The sequence below is a fragment of the Streptococcus sp. SM3 genome (assembly GCF_027497875.1).
Genome location: NZ_JAJNSA010000010.1, coordinates 18,021 through 34,305, shown reverse-complemented (window position 1 = coordinate 34,305; position 16,285 = coordinate 18,021). Strand labels below are relative to the sequence as shown.

18 protein-coding genes and 3 riboswitches are annotated in these 16,285 nt (G+C 40.9%); of the genes, 14 read left to right on the top strand and 4 right to left on the bottom strand.

Features of this window, described 5'->3' with window-relative positions:
• Positions 1-9: 9 nt before the first annotated feature.
• From PAN06_RS03175 to PAN06_RS03165, 3 genes are read right to left on the bottom strand one after another with little or no spacing between them, the layout of a single operon-like run.
• The gene (locus PAN06_RS03175) at positions 10-768 is read right to left on the bottom strand and encodes an amino acid ABC transporter ATP-binding protein (protein ID WP_269795575.1); all 759 of its coding nucleotides are present in this window, start codon (positions 766-768) and stop codon (positions 10-12) included.
• On the bottom strand, positions 769-1,446 hold the full coding sequence (locus PAN06_RS03170; protein WP_115904838.1) for an amino acid ABC transporter permease: 678 nt from the start codon (positions 1,444-1,446) through the stop codon (positions 769-771).
• On the bottom strand, positions 1,406-2,086 hold the full coding sequence (locus PAN06_RS03165) for an amino acid ABC transporter permease (protein ID WP_218494054.1): 681 nt from the start codon (positions 2,084-2,086) through the stop codon (positions 1,406-1,408). Before PAN06_RS03165 ends, PAN06_RS03170 begins: the two co-directional genes overlap by 41 nt.
• A gap of 215 nt (positions 2,087-2,301) precedes the next feature.
• Here PAN06_RS03165 and lctO point away from each other — a divergent pair, with 215 nt between their 5' ends.
• From lctO to thiE (PAN06_RS03110), 11 genes are all read left to right on the top strand, one after another.
• Positions 2,302-3,438 carry an L-lactate oxidase gene (gene lctO, locus PAN06_RS03160; protein ID WP_000120723.1) on the top strand — a complete coding sequence of 379 codons (1,137 nt, stop codon included), beginning with the start codon at positions 2,302-2,304 and terminating at the stop codon, positions 3,436-3,438.
• Between the two features lie 147 nt (positions 3,439-3,585).
• A riboswitch (TPP riboswitch) is annotated at positions 3,586-3,674 on the top strand.
• Positions 3,675-3,889: 215 nt separating this feature from the next.
• On the top strand, positions 3,890-4,558 hold the full coding sequence (locus PAN06_RS03155; protein ID WP_269795574.1) for a TenA family protein: 669 nt from the start codon (positions 3,890-3,892) through the stop codon (positions 4,556-4,558).
• A gap of 136 nt (positions 4,559-4,694) precedes the next feature.
• Positions 4,695-5,477 carry a hydroxyethylthiazole kinase gene (gene thiM, locus PAN06_RS03150; protein WP_185768947.1) on the top strand — a complete coding sequence of 261 codons (783 nt, stop codon included), beginning with the start codon at positions 4,695-4,697 and terminating at the stop codon, positions 5,475-5,477.
• Position 5,478: 1 nt separating this feature from the next.
• Positions 5,479-6,111: a thiamine phosphate synthase gene (thiE, locus tag PAN06_RS03145; protein ID WP_269795573.1), complete on the top strand. Its 633-nt coding sequence runs from the start codon at positions 5,479-5,481 to the stop codon at positions 6,109-6,111.
• A 195-nt stretch (positions 6,112-6,306) separates the two neighbouring features.
• A riboswitch (TPP riboswitch) is annotated at positions 6,307-6,395 on the top strand.
• Between the two features lie 164 nt (positions 6,396-6,559).
• Positions 6,560-7,120: an ECF transporter S component gene (locus tag PAN06_RS03140; protein ID WP_045607222.1), complete on the top strand. Its 561-nt coding sequence runs from the start codon at positions 6,560-6,562 to the stop codon at positions 7,118-7,120.
• A complete protein-coding gene (locus PAN06_RS03135; protein WP_269795572.1) occupies positions 7,121-8,506 on the top strand; it encodes an ABC transporter ATP-binding protein in 1,386 nt (461 codons plus the stop codon).
• A 1-nt stretch (position 8,507) separates the two neighbouring features.
• Positions 8,508-9,158 (top strand): energy-coupling factor transporter transmembrane component T, encoded by a 651-nt coding sequence (locus tag PAN06_RS03130; RefSeq protein ID WP_269795571.1) that lies wholly within the window; start codon positions 8,508-8,510, stop codon positions 9,156-9,158.
• 10 nt (positions 9,159-9,168) lie between these two features.
• Positions 9,169-9,861: a thiaminase II gene (gene tenA, locus PAN06_RS03125; RefSeq protein ID WP_269795570.1), complete on the top strand. Its 693-nt coding sequence runs from the start codon at positions 9,169-9,171 to the stop codon at positions 9,859-9,861.
• A gap of 4 nt (positions 9,862-9,865) precedes the next feature.
• Positions 9,866-10,390 (top strand): energy coupling factor transporter S component ThiW, encoded by a 525-nt coding sequence (thiW, locus tag PAN06_RS03120; protein ID WP_269795569.1) that lies wholly within the window; start codon positions 9,866-9,868, stop codon positions 10,388-10,390.
• A complete protein-coding gene (locus tag PAN06_RS03115; protein WP_269795568.1) occupies positions 10,390-11,193 on the top strand; it encodes a hydroxyethylthiazole kinase in 804 nt (267 codons plus the stop codon). The genes thiW and PAN06_RS03115 overlap by 1 nt, the downstream gene beginning before the upstream one ends.
• Entirely contained in the window at positions 11,186-11,818 is a 633-nt protein-coding gene (gene thiE / locus PAN06_RS03110) for a thiamine phosphate synthase (protein WP_125386102.1), read from the top strand. Before PAN06_RS03115 ends, thiE (PAN06_RS03110) begins: the two co-directional genes overlap by 8 nt.
• A gap of 159 nt (positions 11,819-11,977) precedes the next feature.
• Here the strand turns inward: thiE (PAN06_RS03110) and thiD are convergent, their stop codons facing one another.
• Positions 11,978-12,769 (bottom strand): bifunctional hydroxymethylpyrimidine kinase/phosphomethylpyrimidine kinase, encoded by a 792-nt coding sequence (thiD, locus tag PAN06_RS03105; RefSeq protein WP_269795567.1) that lies wholly within the window; start codon positions 12,767-12,769, stop codon positions 11,978-11,980.
• Positions 12,770-12,852: 83 nt separating this feature from the next.
• Positions 12,853-12,950, bottom strand: a riboswitch (TPP riboswitch).
• Positions 12,951-13,133: 183 nt separating this feature from the next.
• Between thiD and PAN06_RS03100 the strand changes: the two genes are divergently transcribed.
• The 3 genes from PAN06_RS03100 to PAN06_RS03090 are packed head-to-tail and all read left to right on the top strand — an operon-like array spanning position 13,134 to position 16,164.
• Positions 13,134-13,529, top strand: a complete 396-nt coding sequence (locus PAN06_RS03100; RefSeq protein WP_001167204.1) for a CopY/TcrY family copper transport repressor — start codon at positions 13,134-13,136, stop codon at positions 13,527-13,529.
• Positions 13,530-13,539: 10 nt separating this feature from the next.
• Positions 13,540-13,911, top strand: a complete 372-nt coding sequence (locus PAN06_RS03095) for a cupredoxin domain-containing protein (protein WP_050283358.1) — start codon at positions 13,540-13,542, stop codon at positions 13,909-13,911.
• Between the two features lie 9 nt (positions 13,912-13,920).
• Positions 13,921-16,164, top strand: a complete 2,244-nt coding sequence (locus PAN06_RS03090) for a heavy metal translocating P-type ATPase (RefSeq protein ID WP_269795566.1) — start codon at positions 13,921-13,923, stop codon at positions 16,162-16,164.
• The last annotated feature ends 121 nt before the right edge of the window (positions 16,165-16,285 follow it).

Sequence of the window (16,285 nt, the reverse complement as noted above, 5' to 3'; positions counted from 1 at the left end):
GAATCTCCTTTATAGATATGAGCCAAATTGGCTAAAGTCAAAGACGTTTAAAAATTCCTGGGCTCGTTTGGTTTGCGGATTGGTAAAGAAGGCTTGAGCCGTTCCTTCTTCAGCGATTTTCCCTTGGTCGAGGAAGATAATCCGATCGGCAATTGCTTGGGCAAACTGCATTTCATGGGTTACTAAAATCATGGTACGGCCTTCTTGGGCCAAATCATTGATAAGTTCCAGCACCTCACGCACCATTTCTGGATCCAGCGAAGCAGTCACTTCGTCAAAAAGGATGATTTCTGGATGCATGAGAAGGGCACGGACAATCGCAACCCGTTGTTTCTGTCCGCCAGATAATTGACGCGCAAAGCTATGTTGTTTGTCTAGCAAACCGACACGGTCTAGTAATTGCAAAGCTTCCTCTGTCACTTCTTTCTTGTCCCTTCCCTGAGCCTTGATAGGGCCTAGGATGAGGTTTTGTAGGACATCCAGATGGGGAAAGAGTTCATAGCTTTGAAAGACCATGCCAATCTTTTGGCGAACCAGGTGAAAGTCTTTTTTATTTTCAACGATAGACTGACCATCCAGCAGGATATCTCCACCCTGAATACTTTCTAAGCCATTGAGGCAACGAAGGAGGGTACTTTTACCACAACCAGATGGTCCTAGGATGACGACAACTTCTCCCTTTTTGATATCTAGAGAAAGTCCTTGGAGGATGGGATTGTCTCCGAAGGATTTTTTTAGTTCCTTGATTTCTAAGATAGTTTCAGACATTTAGTTCCTCCAATGTTTTTCTAGGTGAGTGGATAGTTTGGAAATAGGAAAGCAAACTGCGAAATACAAGACTAGAATGGTTCCATAAATCCAAAAGGAAGCAGTTGGGATGGTCAGGCGATTGCTATCGATGATTTGTTGTCCAACCTTTGTAACCTCAACAACCCCTATCAAAACAACCAAGGAAGTGGTTTTAATCATCCGAGTAACAAGATTGATGGCTTGTGGCAGTAATCTTCTAAAGACTTGTGGGATAATGATGTGGTAGTAAAGTTGAACATTGGTTAAGCCGAGTGCCTGTCCACTTTCAAACTGATGCTTAGGAAGGGAAGTGATGGCTCCACGGACCAAGTCCCCCATCTCAGCTGTTCCCCAGAGGGTGAAAACGATAATAGCAGAAGTCTCACCTGAGATATTGATATTAAAGTTTCGAGCCAAGCCAAAGTAAACGATGAAGAGTAGCACCAGTTGGGGCATGATACGGATGAATTCCAGATACAATCGTGTTAAAAATCGTACGATTCTAGAATGGGAGGTCATAATGATTCCCATGACTGTTCCGAACATCATGGATAAGAGGACAGACAGGATGGATATCCCAATCGTAACGCCCAAACCCTGTAAGATTCTCAGGAGATTATTTCCCTGGAAGAGTACTTGGATTCCCGAATCCTGCATGGCGGAGCCTCCTTTCTATCCAACTAAAGAGCAGTGAGATGGGTAGCAACATGATAAGATAAGCAACTACCAACATAGCTAGCGCAATGTCTGTCTCATAATATAGTCCAATCAAGTCCTTGGCAACGTACATGAGGTCGGCCAAAGCTACTGCTGAGAAAACAGAGGTTTCCTTGATCAGGAAAATGACATTGGCACTAAAGGAGGGGAGTGCCACAGCTGTTGCTTGCGGAAGAACCACATAGCGAAAGACCTGTACAGGCGTCAGACCGATTGCTAATCCAATCTCCTGCTGGGTTTGACTGACGGCTTCCAGCCCACTTCGGAAAGATTCTGCCATATAGGAGCCTCCTAAAAAGACCAGTCCTAAAGTGGCACAGACTTCTGAAGATAGGACAATCCCGATTCGAGGAAGTCCGAAATAGAGAAAGAAGAGTTGAATCAAAAGGGGCGTATTACGTGATAATTCAATGTAGGCTGTCGCTACTTGCGTCAAAACAGGGATTCGATAATGTCGGATGATACTAACGATTAAACCGAGCAGAAAGGATCCCAGAATTCCCCAAACTGCAATATGCAAGGTCAGAAAGAATGCCTTTTGATATAGTGGTAGATATTGTTCAACAATGGACCAATCCAAAAATAGAACCTCCCATCTAGAAATAATACAGTTATTGTAGCACTTAAAATCTTCTTTGGATAATATCTATTTTTTATTGCCGTTATAAGGATTTTTTATCATAGACATAAAATTTCTGAAATTTACAAACAAAATATTTGAAAAATTTTGAAAAAAGAGTTAAGATATTTTTGTAATATACAAAGTAAACGCTTACTTATTAAGGAGGGCATTTTATGTCATACAAAACAAGCAATGCAGAAGGTCATGTAGATTTCATCAATACCTATGATTTGGAGCCAATGGCGCAACAAGTTATCCCTAAAGCCGCATTTGGCTATATCGCTAGTGGGGCGGAAGATACTTTCACTTTGCGTGAGAATATTCGCGCCTTTAACCACAAACTCATCGTTCCGCATACGCTTTGCAATGTAGAAAATCCAAGTACAGAGATTGAATTTGCAGGTGAAAAATTGTCTTCACCAATCATTATGGCGCCTGTTGCAGCTCATAAATTAGCAAATGAACAGGGTGAAGTGGCTACTGCGCGTGGTGTGCATGAGTTTGGTTCTCTTTACACAACTAGCTCTTACTCTACTGTAGATCTTCCAGAAATTACAGAAGCCCTTCAAGGGACACCACATTGGTTCCAGTTTTACTTTAGTAAAGATGACGGAATCAATCGCCACATCATGGACCGTGTGAAGGCTGAAGGTTATAAAGCGATTGTCTTGACGGCTGATGCTACGGTAGGGGGCAATCGTGAGGTAGATAAGCGTAATGGTTTTGTCTTCCCAGTTGGCATGCCGATTGTTGAAGAATACCTACCAGAAGGTGCTGGTAAATCAATGGACTTTGTTTACAAATCAGCTAAACAACGCTTGTCTCCACGTGATGTAGAATTTATTGCTGAATACTCAGGACTTCCTGTTTATGTCAAGGGACCACAATGCCGTGAGGACGTTGAACGTTCGCTTGCTGCGGGAGCTTCTGGTATCTGGGTAACCAACCACGGTGGCCGCCAAATCGACGGTGGACCAGCTGCTTTTGACTCACTTCAAGAAGTAGCAGAAGCAGTTGACAAACGTGTGCCAATTGTCTTTGACTCTGGTATTCGTCGTGGTCAACACGTCTTTAAAGCCTTGGCTTCAGGAGCAGACTTGGTAGCTATTGGTCGCCCTGTTATCTATGGTTTGGCTCTCGGTGGTAGTGTCGGTGTGCGTCAAGTCTTTGAACACTTGAATGCAGAATTGAAGACAGTTATGCAATTGTCTGGAACTCAGACTATTGAAGATGTCAAACACTTCAAACTCCGTCACAACCCATACAACCCAACCTTCCCAGTCGATCCTCGTGACTTAAAATTGTATTGATAAAAAGATTGCCTCCACTGAATGTGGAGGTTTTTCTTCGTCTATAGGAAGAATAAATCACCATTGAAATCTATATAAATATATTTTCTAATCAAAAATCTTGCTAGGGCTTTCATTTTTTGCTATACTGGTGCAGTAATTAAATAATAAAGACATTTGGGGTGCTTTAAGCTGAGATGATACCCATTGAACCTGATACAGTTAAGACTGGCGAAGGGAAATGTGAAACGTTTTTTCGTATGTCGAAATGAACGATCTAATCTTGTAAGCTAAACTCTAATTCTTGATTGTAATTGGAGTTTTTTTGTTTATATAAGCCGGATGAAGGTGATACAAAGAATTTAGGTAGCTCTTCTTGAACGCCCTTGATTTTCTTTAAAAAGGTCAAGTAAAACTAGGATTTTCTTGATATTTTGTTGATTACGAACGAGTAAAGAGAGGAAAAGTAAATATGGAAACACAAGACTATGCATTTGAGCCAGGTTTGATTGTTGGAGAATTATTAAAAAGCAGTCATAAGGATTGGCAAGCTGCAATCAATCATCGTTTTGTTAAGGAACTTTTTGCGGGGACAATTGAGAATAAGGTCTTAAAAGAATACCTGATTCAAGATTATCACTTCTTTGATGCCTTCTTATCCATGCTGGGTGCTTGCGTAGCCCACGCAGACCAGCTTGAATCCAAGCTTCGTTTTGCCAAGCAACTAGGCTTTCTTGAAGCAGATGAAGACGGTTATTTCCAAAAGGCTTTCAAAGAGTTAAAAGTATCTGAGAATGACTATCTGGAAGTGACCTTGCATCCTGTAACAAAAGCCTTTCAGCAGCTTATGTATTCTGCTGTGTCATCATCAGATTATGCTCATCTTTTGGTCATGCTAGTCATTGCAGAAGGTCTCTATTTAGACTGGGGTTCTAAAGATTTGGCTCTACCTGAAGCCTATATTCATTCGGAATGGATCAATCTCCACAGAGGTCTTTTCTTTGCAGAGTGGGTTCAATTTCTGGTTGACGAACTCAATCGTGTTGGGAAAGGTCTAGAAGATTTGACGGAACTTCAGGAACGCTGGAATCAAGCGGTTGCTTTAGAATTAGCCTTTTTTGATATTGGCTATGACGCCTAGAGAGGGTTTAGGATATTTACAAATTTGATGAGGTAAATCATTCAATGTAAATGGTAAATGAAAAAAATTTCTTAACGAAAGATAGAGATAAATCGAAATCAGTATATCGTATAAAGTGAGAAGGAAGAATTTCAATATGACAAGTTTAAAATTATTAAAAGAAAAAGCACCTTTGGTCATTTGCATAACCAATGATGTAGTAAAAAATTTCACAGCAAATGGATTAGTAGCACTGGGTGCATCACCAGCTATGAGTGAGTTTCCTGCAGATTTAGAGGATTTGTTAAAGTATGCTGGTGGTTTATTAATAAACATAGGAACATTAACAGATGAAAATTGGAAATTATACCAAGCTGCTCTGAAAATTGCAGAGAAATATAATGTTCCAGCAGTTTTAGATCCTGTAGCCTGTGGAGCAGGAGAATATAGAAAAAAAGTAGCAGATGATCTAATCAACAATTATAAACTAGCAGCGATTAGGGGAAATGCTGGCGAGATTGCCTCTTTAGTAGGGATAAATGTGGCATCTAAAGGAGTAGATAGTGCGGGAGTAGATAATATTGATGAAATTGCTCTAGCAGCAAATAAGAAGTTCAATATTCCAATAGTAGTAACAGGTGAAGTGGATGCTATTGCGGTAAATGGAGAAGTGGTAACGATTCATAATGGCAGTGCTATGATGCCAAAAGTTATTGGAACAGGATGCTTATTAGGTGCTGTAGTAGCAAGCTTTATCGGACTTGAAAAAGGTCAAGAATTGAAATCATTAGAAACAGCAATGTTGGTTTACAATATCGCTGGAGAAATGGCAGAAAAACGTCCAAATGGACATCTTCCTGGAACATTTAAAGTTGAATTTATAAATGCCTTATATGAGATTACAGATGAAGATGTAAAGGAATTCAAAAGAGTAAAGTAAAATGTTTCATAAAGAATTACTAAAACTATATTTTATTTGTGGAACGACTACTTGCCAAGGAAAAGATCTATATACGGTCGTTGAGGAAGCCTTAAAAGGTGGTATAACCTTATTTCAATTCCGTGAAAAAGGGGAGGGAGCCTTAGAAGGTAAAGAAAAAGTCGAATTAGCAATAAAACTACAGAATCTTTGTAAAAAATATAATGTTCTATTTATTGTTAATGATGATATTGAGTTAGCATTAGAAATAGATGCTGACGGGGTACATGTAGGGCAGGATGACCTTGGAGTTGATGAAATTAGAAAATTGATGCCAGATAAAATAATTGGTCTTTCTATAAAAAACGAGGAAGAATTTCAACAATCAAAAGTTGAATATGTAGATTATGTTGGTGTTGGTCCTGTATTTGATACCCAGTCAAAGGATGATGCTGGTGGTGCTATAGGTTATGAAGGTCTTAAATTGATGAGAAAACTATTGCCACAACTGCCCTTAGTTGCAATTGGTGGGATACAGACGAAACATATTAAAGACATTATGAAGACCAATGTTGACGGCGTTTCAATCATTTCAGCAATATCATATGCAAAAAATATAGAAAAAACTGTTCGAGAAATGAGTGAACAATTTTAACTTTTTTATTCTTGTCTTTTAAGTCAATAGGATTCTCTCACTCGATAAGTTGGGTTATTATCCTTCATAAGTGAATAGGCTGTTTATATGGTTTACTTAGTGATTTTACTACAATAGATTGGCCTAGCTTATTTCTCAGTTCAATTTCTTGAACTGGAAAAAATCGTTTGTTATAATATTTATATAATTAAATAATAAAGACATTTGGGGTGCTTTAGGCTGAGATGATACCCATTGAACCTGATACAGTTAGTACTGTCGAAGGGAAATGTGAAATGGTTTTGTATTTATAGAAACTAACCATCTAACCATCTAATCTTGTAAGCTGAACTCTAATTCCTATCTGTAATTAGAGTTTTTTCTTTTACGAAACTGGATGAAGATGATACAAAGCATTTAGGTAGCTCACCTTGAATGCCCCACTTTTCTTTAAAAAAGGAGTTTTTTTATGTTGAAAAAATGGCAGTTAAAAGATGTTATTTTACTTGCTTTCTTGTCTATCTTTTTTGGTGGCGTTTTTGTAGGATCCGGATATCTGTTTGATATCCTCACTCTGATTTTAGCACCTCTTGGTTTACAGGCCTTTGCCAATGAAATCCTCTTTGGTCTCTGGTGTATGGCTGCGCCTATTGCTGCCATTTTTGTTCCAAGAGTGGGAAGTGCAACGATTGGAGAAGTGCTAGCTGCGCTTGCTGAAGTCCTTTATGGTAGCCAATTCGGTCTAGGTGCCCTTTTGTCTGGCTTGGTTCAAGGTTTGGGAAGTGAACTTGGTTTTATCGTAACCAAGAATCGCTATGAAAGTTGGCTCTCTCTAACTGCCAATAGTATTGGGATTACGCTTGTTAGCTTTGTCTATGAATACATTAAGTTAGGTTACTACGCCTTTTCAGTGCCTTTTGTACTTTCCTTGCTAGTGGTACGCTTTATTTCTGTCTTTTTCTTCTGTACTATCTTGGTTCGTGCCATTGTCAAACTCTATCATCAGTTTGCAGCTGGAGGAAAGGCATAGATGGGGCTGGAACTACGAGCGATTCAGTCCCCAATCTTCTCTGAGCCGCTTGATTTTACTTTTCATGAGCAAGCCTTTACCTTGTTAGTTGGGAGCAGTGGTTCAGGAAAATCCAGTCTCTTTCAAATGATTGCCCAAGTCAGTTCCTTGCCCCATAGTGGTCAAGTCTTGATAGATGGGAGTGAGGTCAGTCAGCTTTCTATCGTCGAACGTGTCCAGACAGTTGGGATTCTCTTTCAAAATCCCAATCATCAATTTACCATGGAGAACTTGTTTGAGGAGCTGGTTTTTACCTTGGAAAATATTGGGCATCCTGTTCAGGAAATTGATTCTAAAATAGCAGAGGTGGTCCAGCAATGTCGCTGCAAGGAGATTTTGCACCGTCCCATCCATCACTTATCAGGTGGGGAAAAGCAAAAAGCTGCTTTGGCTGTTCTCTTTGCCATGAATCCTAGGGTCTATCTCTTGGATGAGCCCTTCGCTTCCATTGACCGCAAGAGTAGGATAGAGATATTGGAGATTCTAAACGAATTGGCTTCAAATGGGAAGACAGTTATCCTGTGCGACCATGATTTAACGGACTATGAAGCCTATATCGACCATATGGTGGAGCTAAGAGACGGACAACTAAGGGAAGTGTTTCAAATCCCTTCCTCTGAAATGACACAGGTTGCTTCAAAGAATGTTGCTTCTAGCTCAGAACTGTTCCATATGGACCGTGTGACTTGTGAGCTGGGTAATCGCCCCCTCTTTTCGATAGCGGATTTTACTATCTACCAAGGAATTTCCTGTATCTTGGGTGATAATGGTGTCGGGAAATCAACCCTCTTTCGGTCTATTCTTCAATTTCAAAAGTATAAAGGACGAATTACTTGGAGGGGGACAGTCCTGAAAAAGAAAAAGAGTTTGTATCATGACCTGACGGGTGTTGTTCAGGAAGCTGAGAAACAGTTTATCAGAGTCAGTCTGCGAGAGGAACTTCAATTAGATGGACCTGATTCTGAAAGAAATCAGCGGATTTTTAAAGCTTTACAATATTTTGATTTGGAGCAGGCACTCGATAAGAGTCCCTATCAATTAAGTGGTGGCCAGCAAAAGATTCTTCAGCTCTTGACCATCTTGACCAGTAAAGCTTCCGTGATTTTGCTAGATGAACCTTTTGCTGGTTTGGATGATAGAGCCTGCCATTATTTTTGTCAGTGGATTGTGGAGGACAGAAATCAAGGAAGAAGTTTTTTGATCATTAGCCATCGTTTAGATCCTTTGATATCTGTGGTTGATTATTGGATTGAGATGACTAGTCAAGGTCTCAGTCATGTGAAAGAAGTGACAATTACCAAACCACTCACATCTCAGAGTAGCAATACCCAAGGGGAGGTGGGATAGTATGGTCAAAGTAGCAACCCAGACACCGATTATCAGTCTCTTCTTGCTAATTTTATCTCTGGAAACATCTTTCATTCCTTCGATTGCTCTGAATCTTTCGGTAGTCGTATTTTGCATTCTCTTTATGCTCTATTACCGGCGATTTAAAGTATTGGCTTGGATGATTCTGCTTGCCATTTTGCCATCCTTTGCCAACTACTGGGCAGTTCAGTTACATGGAGATGCTTCGCAGGCAGTCATGCTTGGAACGAGGGCCTTTGTGACAGTTTGTATCGGACTTGTCTTTGTTTCCTCTATTTCCCTAAAAGAGCTTCTCTTGTACTTGGATCAAAAGGGGTTATCACGCTCTTGGGCTTATGCCTTAATTGTGGTATTCAATTCCTTCCCCCTCATTCAGCAAGAAATCAAGTCTCTCAAGGAAGCTTGCCTATTACGCGGTCAAGAACTGCATGTTTGGTCTCCCTTAATTTACAGCAAGGTTCTGATGACAGTCTTTAGGTGGCGCCATCTTTACCTGAGAGCCCTGTCGGCGCATGGATATGACGAACATGCACAGGTGGAGAATAGCTATCGGACTTTTTATATTCCTCAAAGGACAATATTTATCTACCTGCTGTTCTTTTTATTGCTTCAAACCAGTCTATTTTTATAAAGGAGTTATTATGGAATTTACAGATATTGCGATGGAATTATCCAAGGAAGCTTGGCAGGCTTCTTTTCATCATCCCTTTATTTTACAGTTGCAAGAGGGGAATTTAGAACCTGCCATTTTCCGCTATTACTTGATTCAGGATGCCTACTATCTGAAGGCCTTCTCAGAAATCTATCACCTTTTGGCTGATAAGACTTCAAACCAAGAGATGAAAAGACTCTTGAAACAAAATGCTCAGAGTCTAGTGGAGGGTGAGTTATTTATCCGCCAGCAATTTTTCAAGGAATTGGAAATCAGCGACCAGGAAATGGAGCAACATCCAATCGCTCCAACCTGCTATCATTATATCTCTCACATTTATCGTCAATTTGAAGAAGCAAATCTAGCCATTGCCTTTGCGAGCTTGCTGCCTTGTCCTTGGCTATATCATGATATAGGCAAATCACTTAATCTTAAACCATCACCAAATCCTCTCTACCAACAATGGATTGAAACTTATATTACGGATGAGTTGGAGCAACAGATCAGAGAGGAAGAGGCTCTGGTCAATCAACTCTATCGAGAAAGTGACGAGACAGACAAGAAAAAAATGCTAGATGCCTTCCACATCAGTGTTCATATGGAAGCTAAGTTTTGGGAAATGGCCTACCAACACCAGACATGGAAAAGCGATTTACAGTCTTTAGAAACAGGAGAAGAATAGAAATATGAGAAACCACCAATTACAGGTTCACAAATTAACCATTTTATCCATGATGATTGCCCTTGATGTAGTTCTTACGCCTATCTTTCGGATTGAGGGAATGGCACCGATGTCCAGTGTAGTCAATATTCTAGCAGGAATCATGATGGGACCTGTTTATGCCTTGGTTATGGCTACAGTGACAGCCTTTATCCGTATGACGACTCAAGGGATTCCACCTTTAGCTCTCACAGGAGCGACTTTTGGAGCCCTTCTAGCAGGTCTCTTTTATAAGTATGGTCGAAAATTTCACTTTTCTGCCTTGGGAGAAATTGTGGGAACAGGTATTATTGGTTCTATTGTTTCCTATCCTGTTATGGTACTCTTTACAGGATCGGCCGCTAAGCTTAGCTGGTTTATCTACACTCCTCGATTTTTCGGAGCAACCTTAATTGGTACAGCGATTTCCTTTATTGCCTTTCGATTTTTAATCAAGCAGGAATTCTTTAAAAAAGTGCAAGGATATTTCTTTCGTGAAAGGATAGACTGATGCAGGCATTTACAAATCCTTTTCCTCTGGCAACGACTTCCCTCATTCACTGTATTACCAATGAGATTTCTTGTGAGATGCTAGCAAATGGGATTTTGGCTTTGGGATGTAAACCAGTTATGGCAGATGATTCCCGTGAGGTTCTTGATTTTACTAAGCAAAGCCAGGCACTCTTCATCAATTTGGGGCATTTGTCAGCTGAGAAGGAAAAAGCAATCCGTATGGCAGCTTCTTATGCAGCTCAAGTTTCTCTTCCAATGGTAGTAGATGCGGTTGGCGTAACGGCTTCATCCATTCGTAAGAGCTTAGTTAAAGACCTTTTAGACTATAGACCTACGGTCCTTAAAGGAAATATGTCAGAAATTAGAAGTCTTGTTGGCTTAAAGCACCACGGCGTTGGGGTCGATGCGAGTGCTAAAGATCAAGAAACTGAGGATTTACTTCAAGTCTTGAAAGACTGGTGTCAGCTTTATCCTGGTATGTCTTTCTTAGTTACTGGCCCCAAGGACCTCATCGTTTCGAAGAATCAGGTCGCTGTACTGGGAAATGGCTGTGCAGAATTAGACTGGATAACAGGGACAGGAGACTTGGTTGGAGCTTTAACAGCTGTTTTTCTCAGCCAAGGAAAAACTGCCTTTGAAGCTTCTTGCTTAGCAGTCTCTTATCTCAATATCTCTGCTGAGAGAATAGTTGTTCAAGGAATGGGATTGGAAGATTTTCGATACCAAGTACTCAATCAGCTTTCGCTCCTCAAAAGAGATGAAAACTGGCTAGATGCTATCAAAGGAGATGTTTATGAATAGAGAGGCGCTTAGACTGTATCTAGTAACCAATCGCTACCAAGATTCCTTGGAAAGCTTTCTTGAAAAGGTTGAGACGGCTTGCCGTTCAGGGGTTACCATAGTCCAATTGCGAGAAAAAAATCTCACAACCAATCAATATTATCAACTGGCAAAACAAGTCAAGGAAATAACAGATGCCTATCAGGTACCCCTGATCATCGATGATCGTTTGGATGTCTGTCTTGCAGTTGATGCTGCTGGTCTGCATATTGGAGACGATGAACTACCAGTTTCGGTGGCCCGACAAGTCTTGGGTTCTGAAAAAATACTTGGTGTCACAGCTAAAACTGTAAAAAGAGCCCTAGAGGCAGAAGAAGGGGGAGCAGATTACTTGGGGACAGGAGCCATTTTCCCGACTACGACCAAGGAAAATGCACCTATCACCCTGATTTCAACCTTGAAAACAATTTGCCAAAGGGTTGCCATCCCAGTAGTTGCTATTGGAGGCTTGACTTCAGAGAACATTGACCAACTTGCCGCAACTGGCATAGCTGGAGTAGCTGTAGTGCGTGATTTGATGCAGTCAGAAGATATAGAGGCAAAAACGCAAGCCTTTTTAACAAAGTTGGATGACATTATTTTCTAATTAATACTCAATGAAAATCAAAGAGCAAATTAGGAAGCTAGTCGCAGGTTGTTCAAAGCACAGCTTTGAGGTTGCAGATAAAGCTTACGTCGTTTGAAGAGATTTTCGAAAAGTATAAAAACTCTCTAATTCCCTTAAAGTGGGAACTAGAGAGTTTTTTTAATCTTTAAAGCTTGTATGGTTGACTGGACCAGAACCATGACCGAGTTGAGGGGCATCTTGGATGGCTTTCGTAATAAAGGCCTTGGCTTTATCGACTGCTTGATAGAGGGTTTTCCCCTTGGCAAGTTCAGCCGTAATCACTGCAGCAAAGGTACATCCAGTACCATGTGTATGACAGGTTTGAATTCTTGGACTTTCCCAGACAAATTGGTCATCCTTGGTAAAGAGGAAATCTTTGGCACCGCCTTCGAGATGGCCACCTTTGATGACAACCGACTGAGGACCAAATTCTTTTAAAATCAGGCGACCGGCACGCTGCATGTCTTCAGGATCATGGATTGAAAAACCAACAATTTCTTCTGCCTCAGGAAGATTCGGTGTAATAATAGTTGCAAGGGGAAGCAGATTTGTTTTTAGGTAGTCTCTGGCACTGGTATCAATCAGGGTATCCCCACTTGTAGCGACCATAACAGGGTCAAGGACGTAGGGACAATCCAGTTTTTTAAGATAGGGCTGGATGATTTCCATGATTTCAGTTGTCGCTAACATCCCAGTTTTCACAGCTTGTGGTGGAATATCGGAAAAGACACTTTCTAATTGAGCCATCAACATTTTTGGAGATACATGCTCAATCAATTGAACGCCTCTGGTATTTTGAGCGACAAGGCTGGTCACAACGGCCATTCCATAGATATCTCTAGCTTGGAATGACTTTAAGTCAGCCATGATGCCAGCACCACCACTAGGGTCAGTCCCTGCAATGGTCAAAGCAACGGGTAAATAAGTCATCTAAAACCTCCCAACCAACTGAAGTTTGTATTCTTAAGAACAAGATGGTCTGTTTTAGAAAGGCAATAGAAGACTGCTAGTCCCCATTATCATTTCCACTTCCATCAGCTAGCATTACCTAGATTGAGTCAAAGGGTCTAACAGTCGTTAATCTCAGCTTTACGCACCCCTAGTGGTTGTTTTCTTTTTTCTTTAGTATAGCATATTTTTATAGTTTATATAGTAAGATTTGATTGAAAATCCTTTATCAAATGGTTAAAATTCAAATTTTCAAAGAAAAGATTAATTTTATAATTGACAAATGTAGATTTTAAGAGTATACTGATAATTGTAATTGACAAATGTAGATTTTGGAGGTGTGCTAATGCAGATTTCAGATGCAGAATGGCAGGTCATGAAGATTATTTGGATGCAAGGAGAGCAGACCAGTACGGATTTGATCAGGGTTCTGGCGGAGCGTTTCGACTGGTCCAAGTCAACCATTCAAACTCTTTTGGCTCGTTTGGTTGAGAAAGAGTGTCTGACAAGGAAAAAAGAAGGCAAGTCTTTTGTTTATTCAGCCCTTTTAACTTTGGACCAAAGTCGGGATTTACTTGTCCAAGATATCAAGGACAAGGTTTGTTCTCGTAGGATTAAGAACTTGTTGGCTGATTTGATTGCTGAATGTGATTTTACTCAGGCTGACTTGGAAGACTTGGAAGCTGTGATTTCTGAGAAGAAATCAAGCGCTGTAACAGAAGTAAAATGTAATTGTATGTAAAGGAGACGTCATGTTAAATAGTATTGTAACCATTATTTGTATTGCCCTTATCGCGTTTATCTTGTTTTGGTTTTTCAAAAAGCCTGAGAAATCTGGACAAAAGGCCCAACAAAAAAAGGGCTACCAAGAGATTCGAGTGGAGGTCATGGGGGGCTATACGCCTGAGTTGATTATCCTCAAGAAATCAGTGCCAGCCCGCATTGTCTTTGACCGTAAGGACCCTTCACCTTGTCTGGACCAAATTGTTTTTCCAGATTTTGGTGTACATGCGGACCTGCCTATGGGGGAAGAGTATATAGTGGAAATCACGCCTGAGCAGGCTGGAGAATTTGGCTTTGCTTGTGGTATGAATATGATGCACGGTAAGATGATTGTAGAATAGGAGAATGATATGACTGAAATTGTAAAAGCAAGTCTTGAAAATGGTGTTCAAAAAATCCGTATCACGGCAGACAAAGGCTACCATCCAGCTCATATACAGCTTCAAAAAGGGATTCCAGCTGAGATTACCTTTCATCGAGCAACTCCTTCAAACTGTTACAAGGAAATTCTGTTTGAAGAAGAAGGCATCTTAGAACCAATCGGCGTAGACGAAGAGAAAGTCATTCGTTTTACACCTCAAGAATTAGGTCAACATGAATTTTCTTGTGGTATGAAGATGCAAAAGGGAAGTTATACAGTTGTTGAGAAGACTCGAAAATCTCTATCACTTTTACAGCGTTTTTGGATTACTAGTATCTTTACTGTGCCTCTTGTAATCCTCATGATTGGGATGTCGACAGGAGGAATTAGTCACCAAGTCATGCGTTGGGGCACCTTTTTAGCCACAACACCGATTATGCTAGTAGCAGGTGGTCCTTATATCCAAAGTGCTTGGGCTAGTTTTAAAAAGCACAATGCCAACATGGATACCTTGGTTGCTCTGGGAACCCTAGTGGCCTATTTCTATAGCTTAGTTGCCCTCTTCGCTGGTCTCCCCGTTTACTTTGAAAGTGCTGCATTTATCTTCTTCTTCGTTCTTATGGGAGCCGTTTTTGAGGAGAAAATGCGGAAAAATACTTCCCAAGCTGTGGAGAAATTACTTGACTTGCAGGCTAAAACTGCAGAAGTCTTGCGTGAGGATAACTATGTTCAAGTCCCTTTGGAGCAAGTCAAGGTAGGTGACCTGATTCGAGTACGTCCCGGTGAAAAGATTGCGGTTGATGGTGTCGTAGTAGAAGGTATCTCTAGTATTGATGAGTCTATGGTGACAGGTGAGAGTCTGCCTGTGGACAAGACAGTTGGAGATACCGTCATTGGTTCAACCATCAATAATAGTGGAACACTTGTTTTTAGAGCAGAAAAAGTTGGTTCAGAGACTGTTTTGGCTCAGATTGTGGATTTTGTGAAGAAAGCTCAGACAAGTCGTGCGCCGATTCAGGACTTGACGGATAAGATTTCAGGGATTTTTGTCCCAGCAGTTGTCATTTTAGGGATTGTGACCTTTTGGGTTTGGTTCGTCTTGCTCAAGGATAGTGCAGTTGTGCTTGGAGCGAGCTTTGTGTCTTCGCTTCTCTATGGAGTAGCAGTTCTGATTATTGCCTGCCCTTGTGCCTTGGGACTTGCAACACCGACAGCCCTTATGGTAGGGACAGGTCGCAGTGCCAAGATGGGAGTTCTCCTCAAAAATGGAACGGTTCTACAGGAAATCCAGAAAGTTCAAACTATCGTCTTTGATAAGACCGGAACTTTGACTGAAGGGAAACCTGTGGTCACAGATATCATCGGCGACGAAGTAGAAGTGCTTGGATTGGCAGCTTCCTTGGAAGAAGCTTCTCAACACCCACTGGCTGAAGCCGTTGTGAAACGAGCGAGTGAAGCTGGACTTGAGCTTCAAACTGTTGAAAATTTCCAAGCCTTGCACGGAAAAGGTGTCTCAGGGCAAATCAATGGAAAACAAGTTCTGCTTGGAAATGCTAAAATGCTGGATGGCATGAACATTTCTAGCACTTATCAAGAAAAACTAGAAGAACTAGAAAAAGAAGCTAAGACAGTTGTTTTCTTGGCTGTGGACAATGAAATCAAAGGCTTGCTTGCTCTGCAAGATATTCCTAAGGAAAATGCCAAGCTTGCCATCAGTCAGTTGAAAAAACGAGGTCTTAAAACAGTCATGCTGACAGGAGACAATGCTGGTGTGGCGCGTGCTATAGCCGATCAGATCGGAATCGAAGAGGTCATTGCAGGTGTCTTACCAGAAGAAAAAGCCCATGAAATCCATAAACTACAAGCGTCTGGCAAAGTAGCCTTTGTTGGGGACGGTATCAATGACGCTCCTGCCCTCAGTGTAGCAGATGTGGGGATTGCTATGGGAGCTGGAACAGATATTGCCATCGAGTCAGCAGATTTGGTGTTGACAACTAATAACCTCCTAGGAGTGGTTCGTGCCTTTGACATGAGTAAGAAAACCTTTAATCGAATTCTGCTCAATCTTTTCTGGGCCTTTATCTACAATGTCGCCGGAATTCCGATTGCAGCAGGAGTCTTTTCAGGTGTTGGACTGGCCCTCAATCCAGAACTGGCAGGTCTAGCTATGGCCTTTAGTTCTGTATCTGTTCTGACTAGTTCACTCTTACTAAACTTTAGTAAAATAGACTAAAAGCGAGCTTGCTCGCTTTTTTATTATAAAACAGAAACTAAAAACGTTTCCAAACTGTACTGTAATAGAGAATAAAAACTTCTGAGCAGATTCTTAGTAAAGTCAAAATAAATGTGATAAA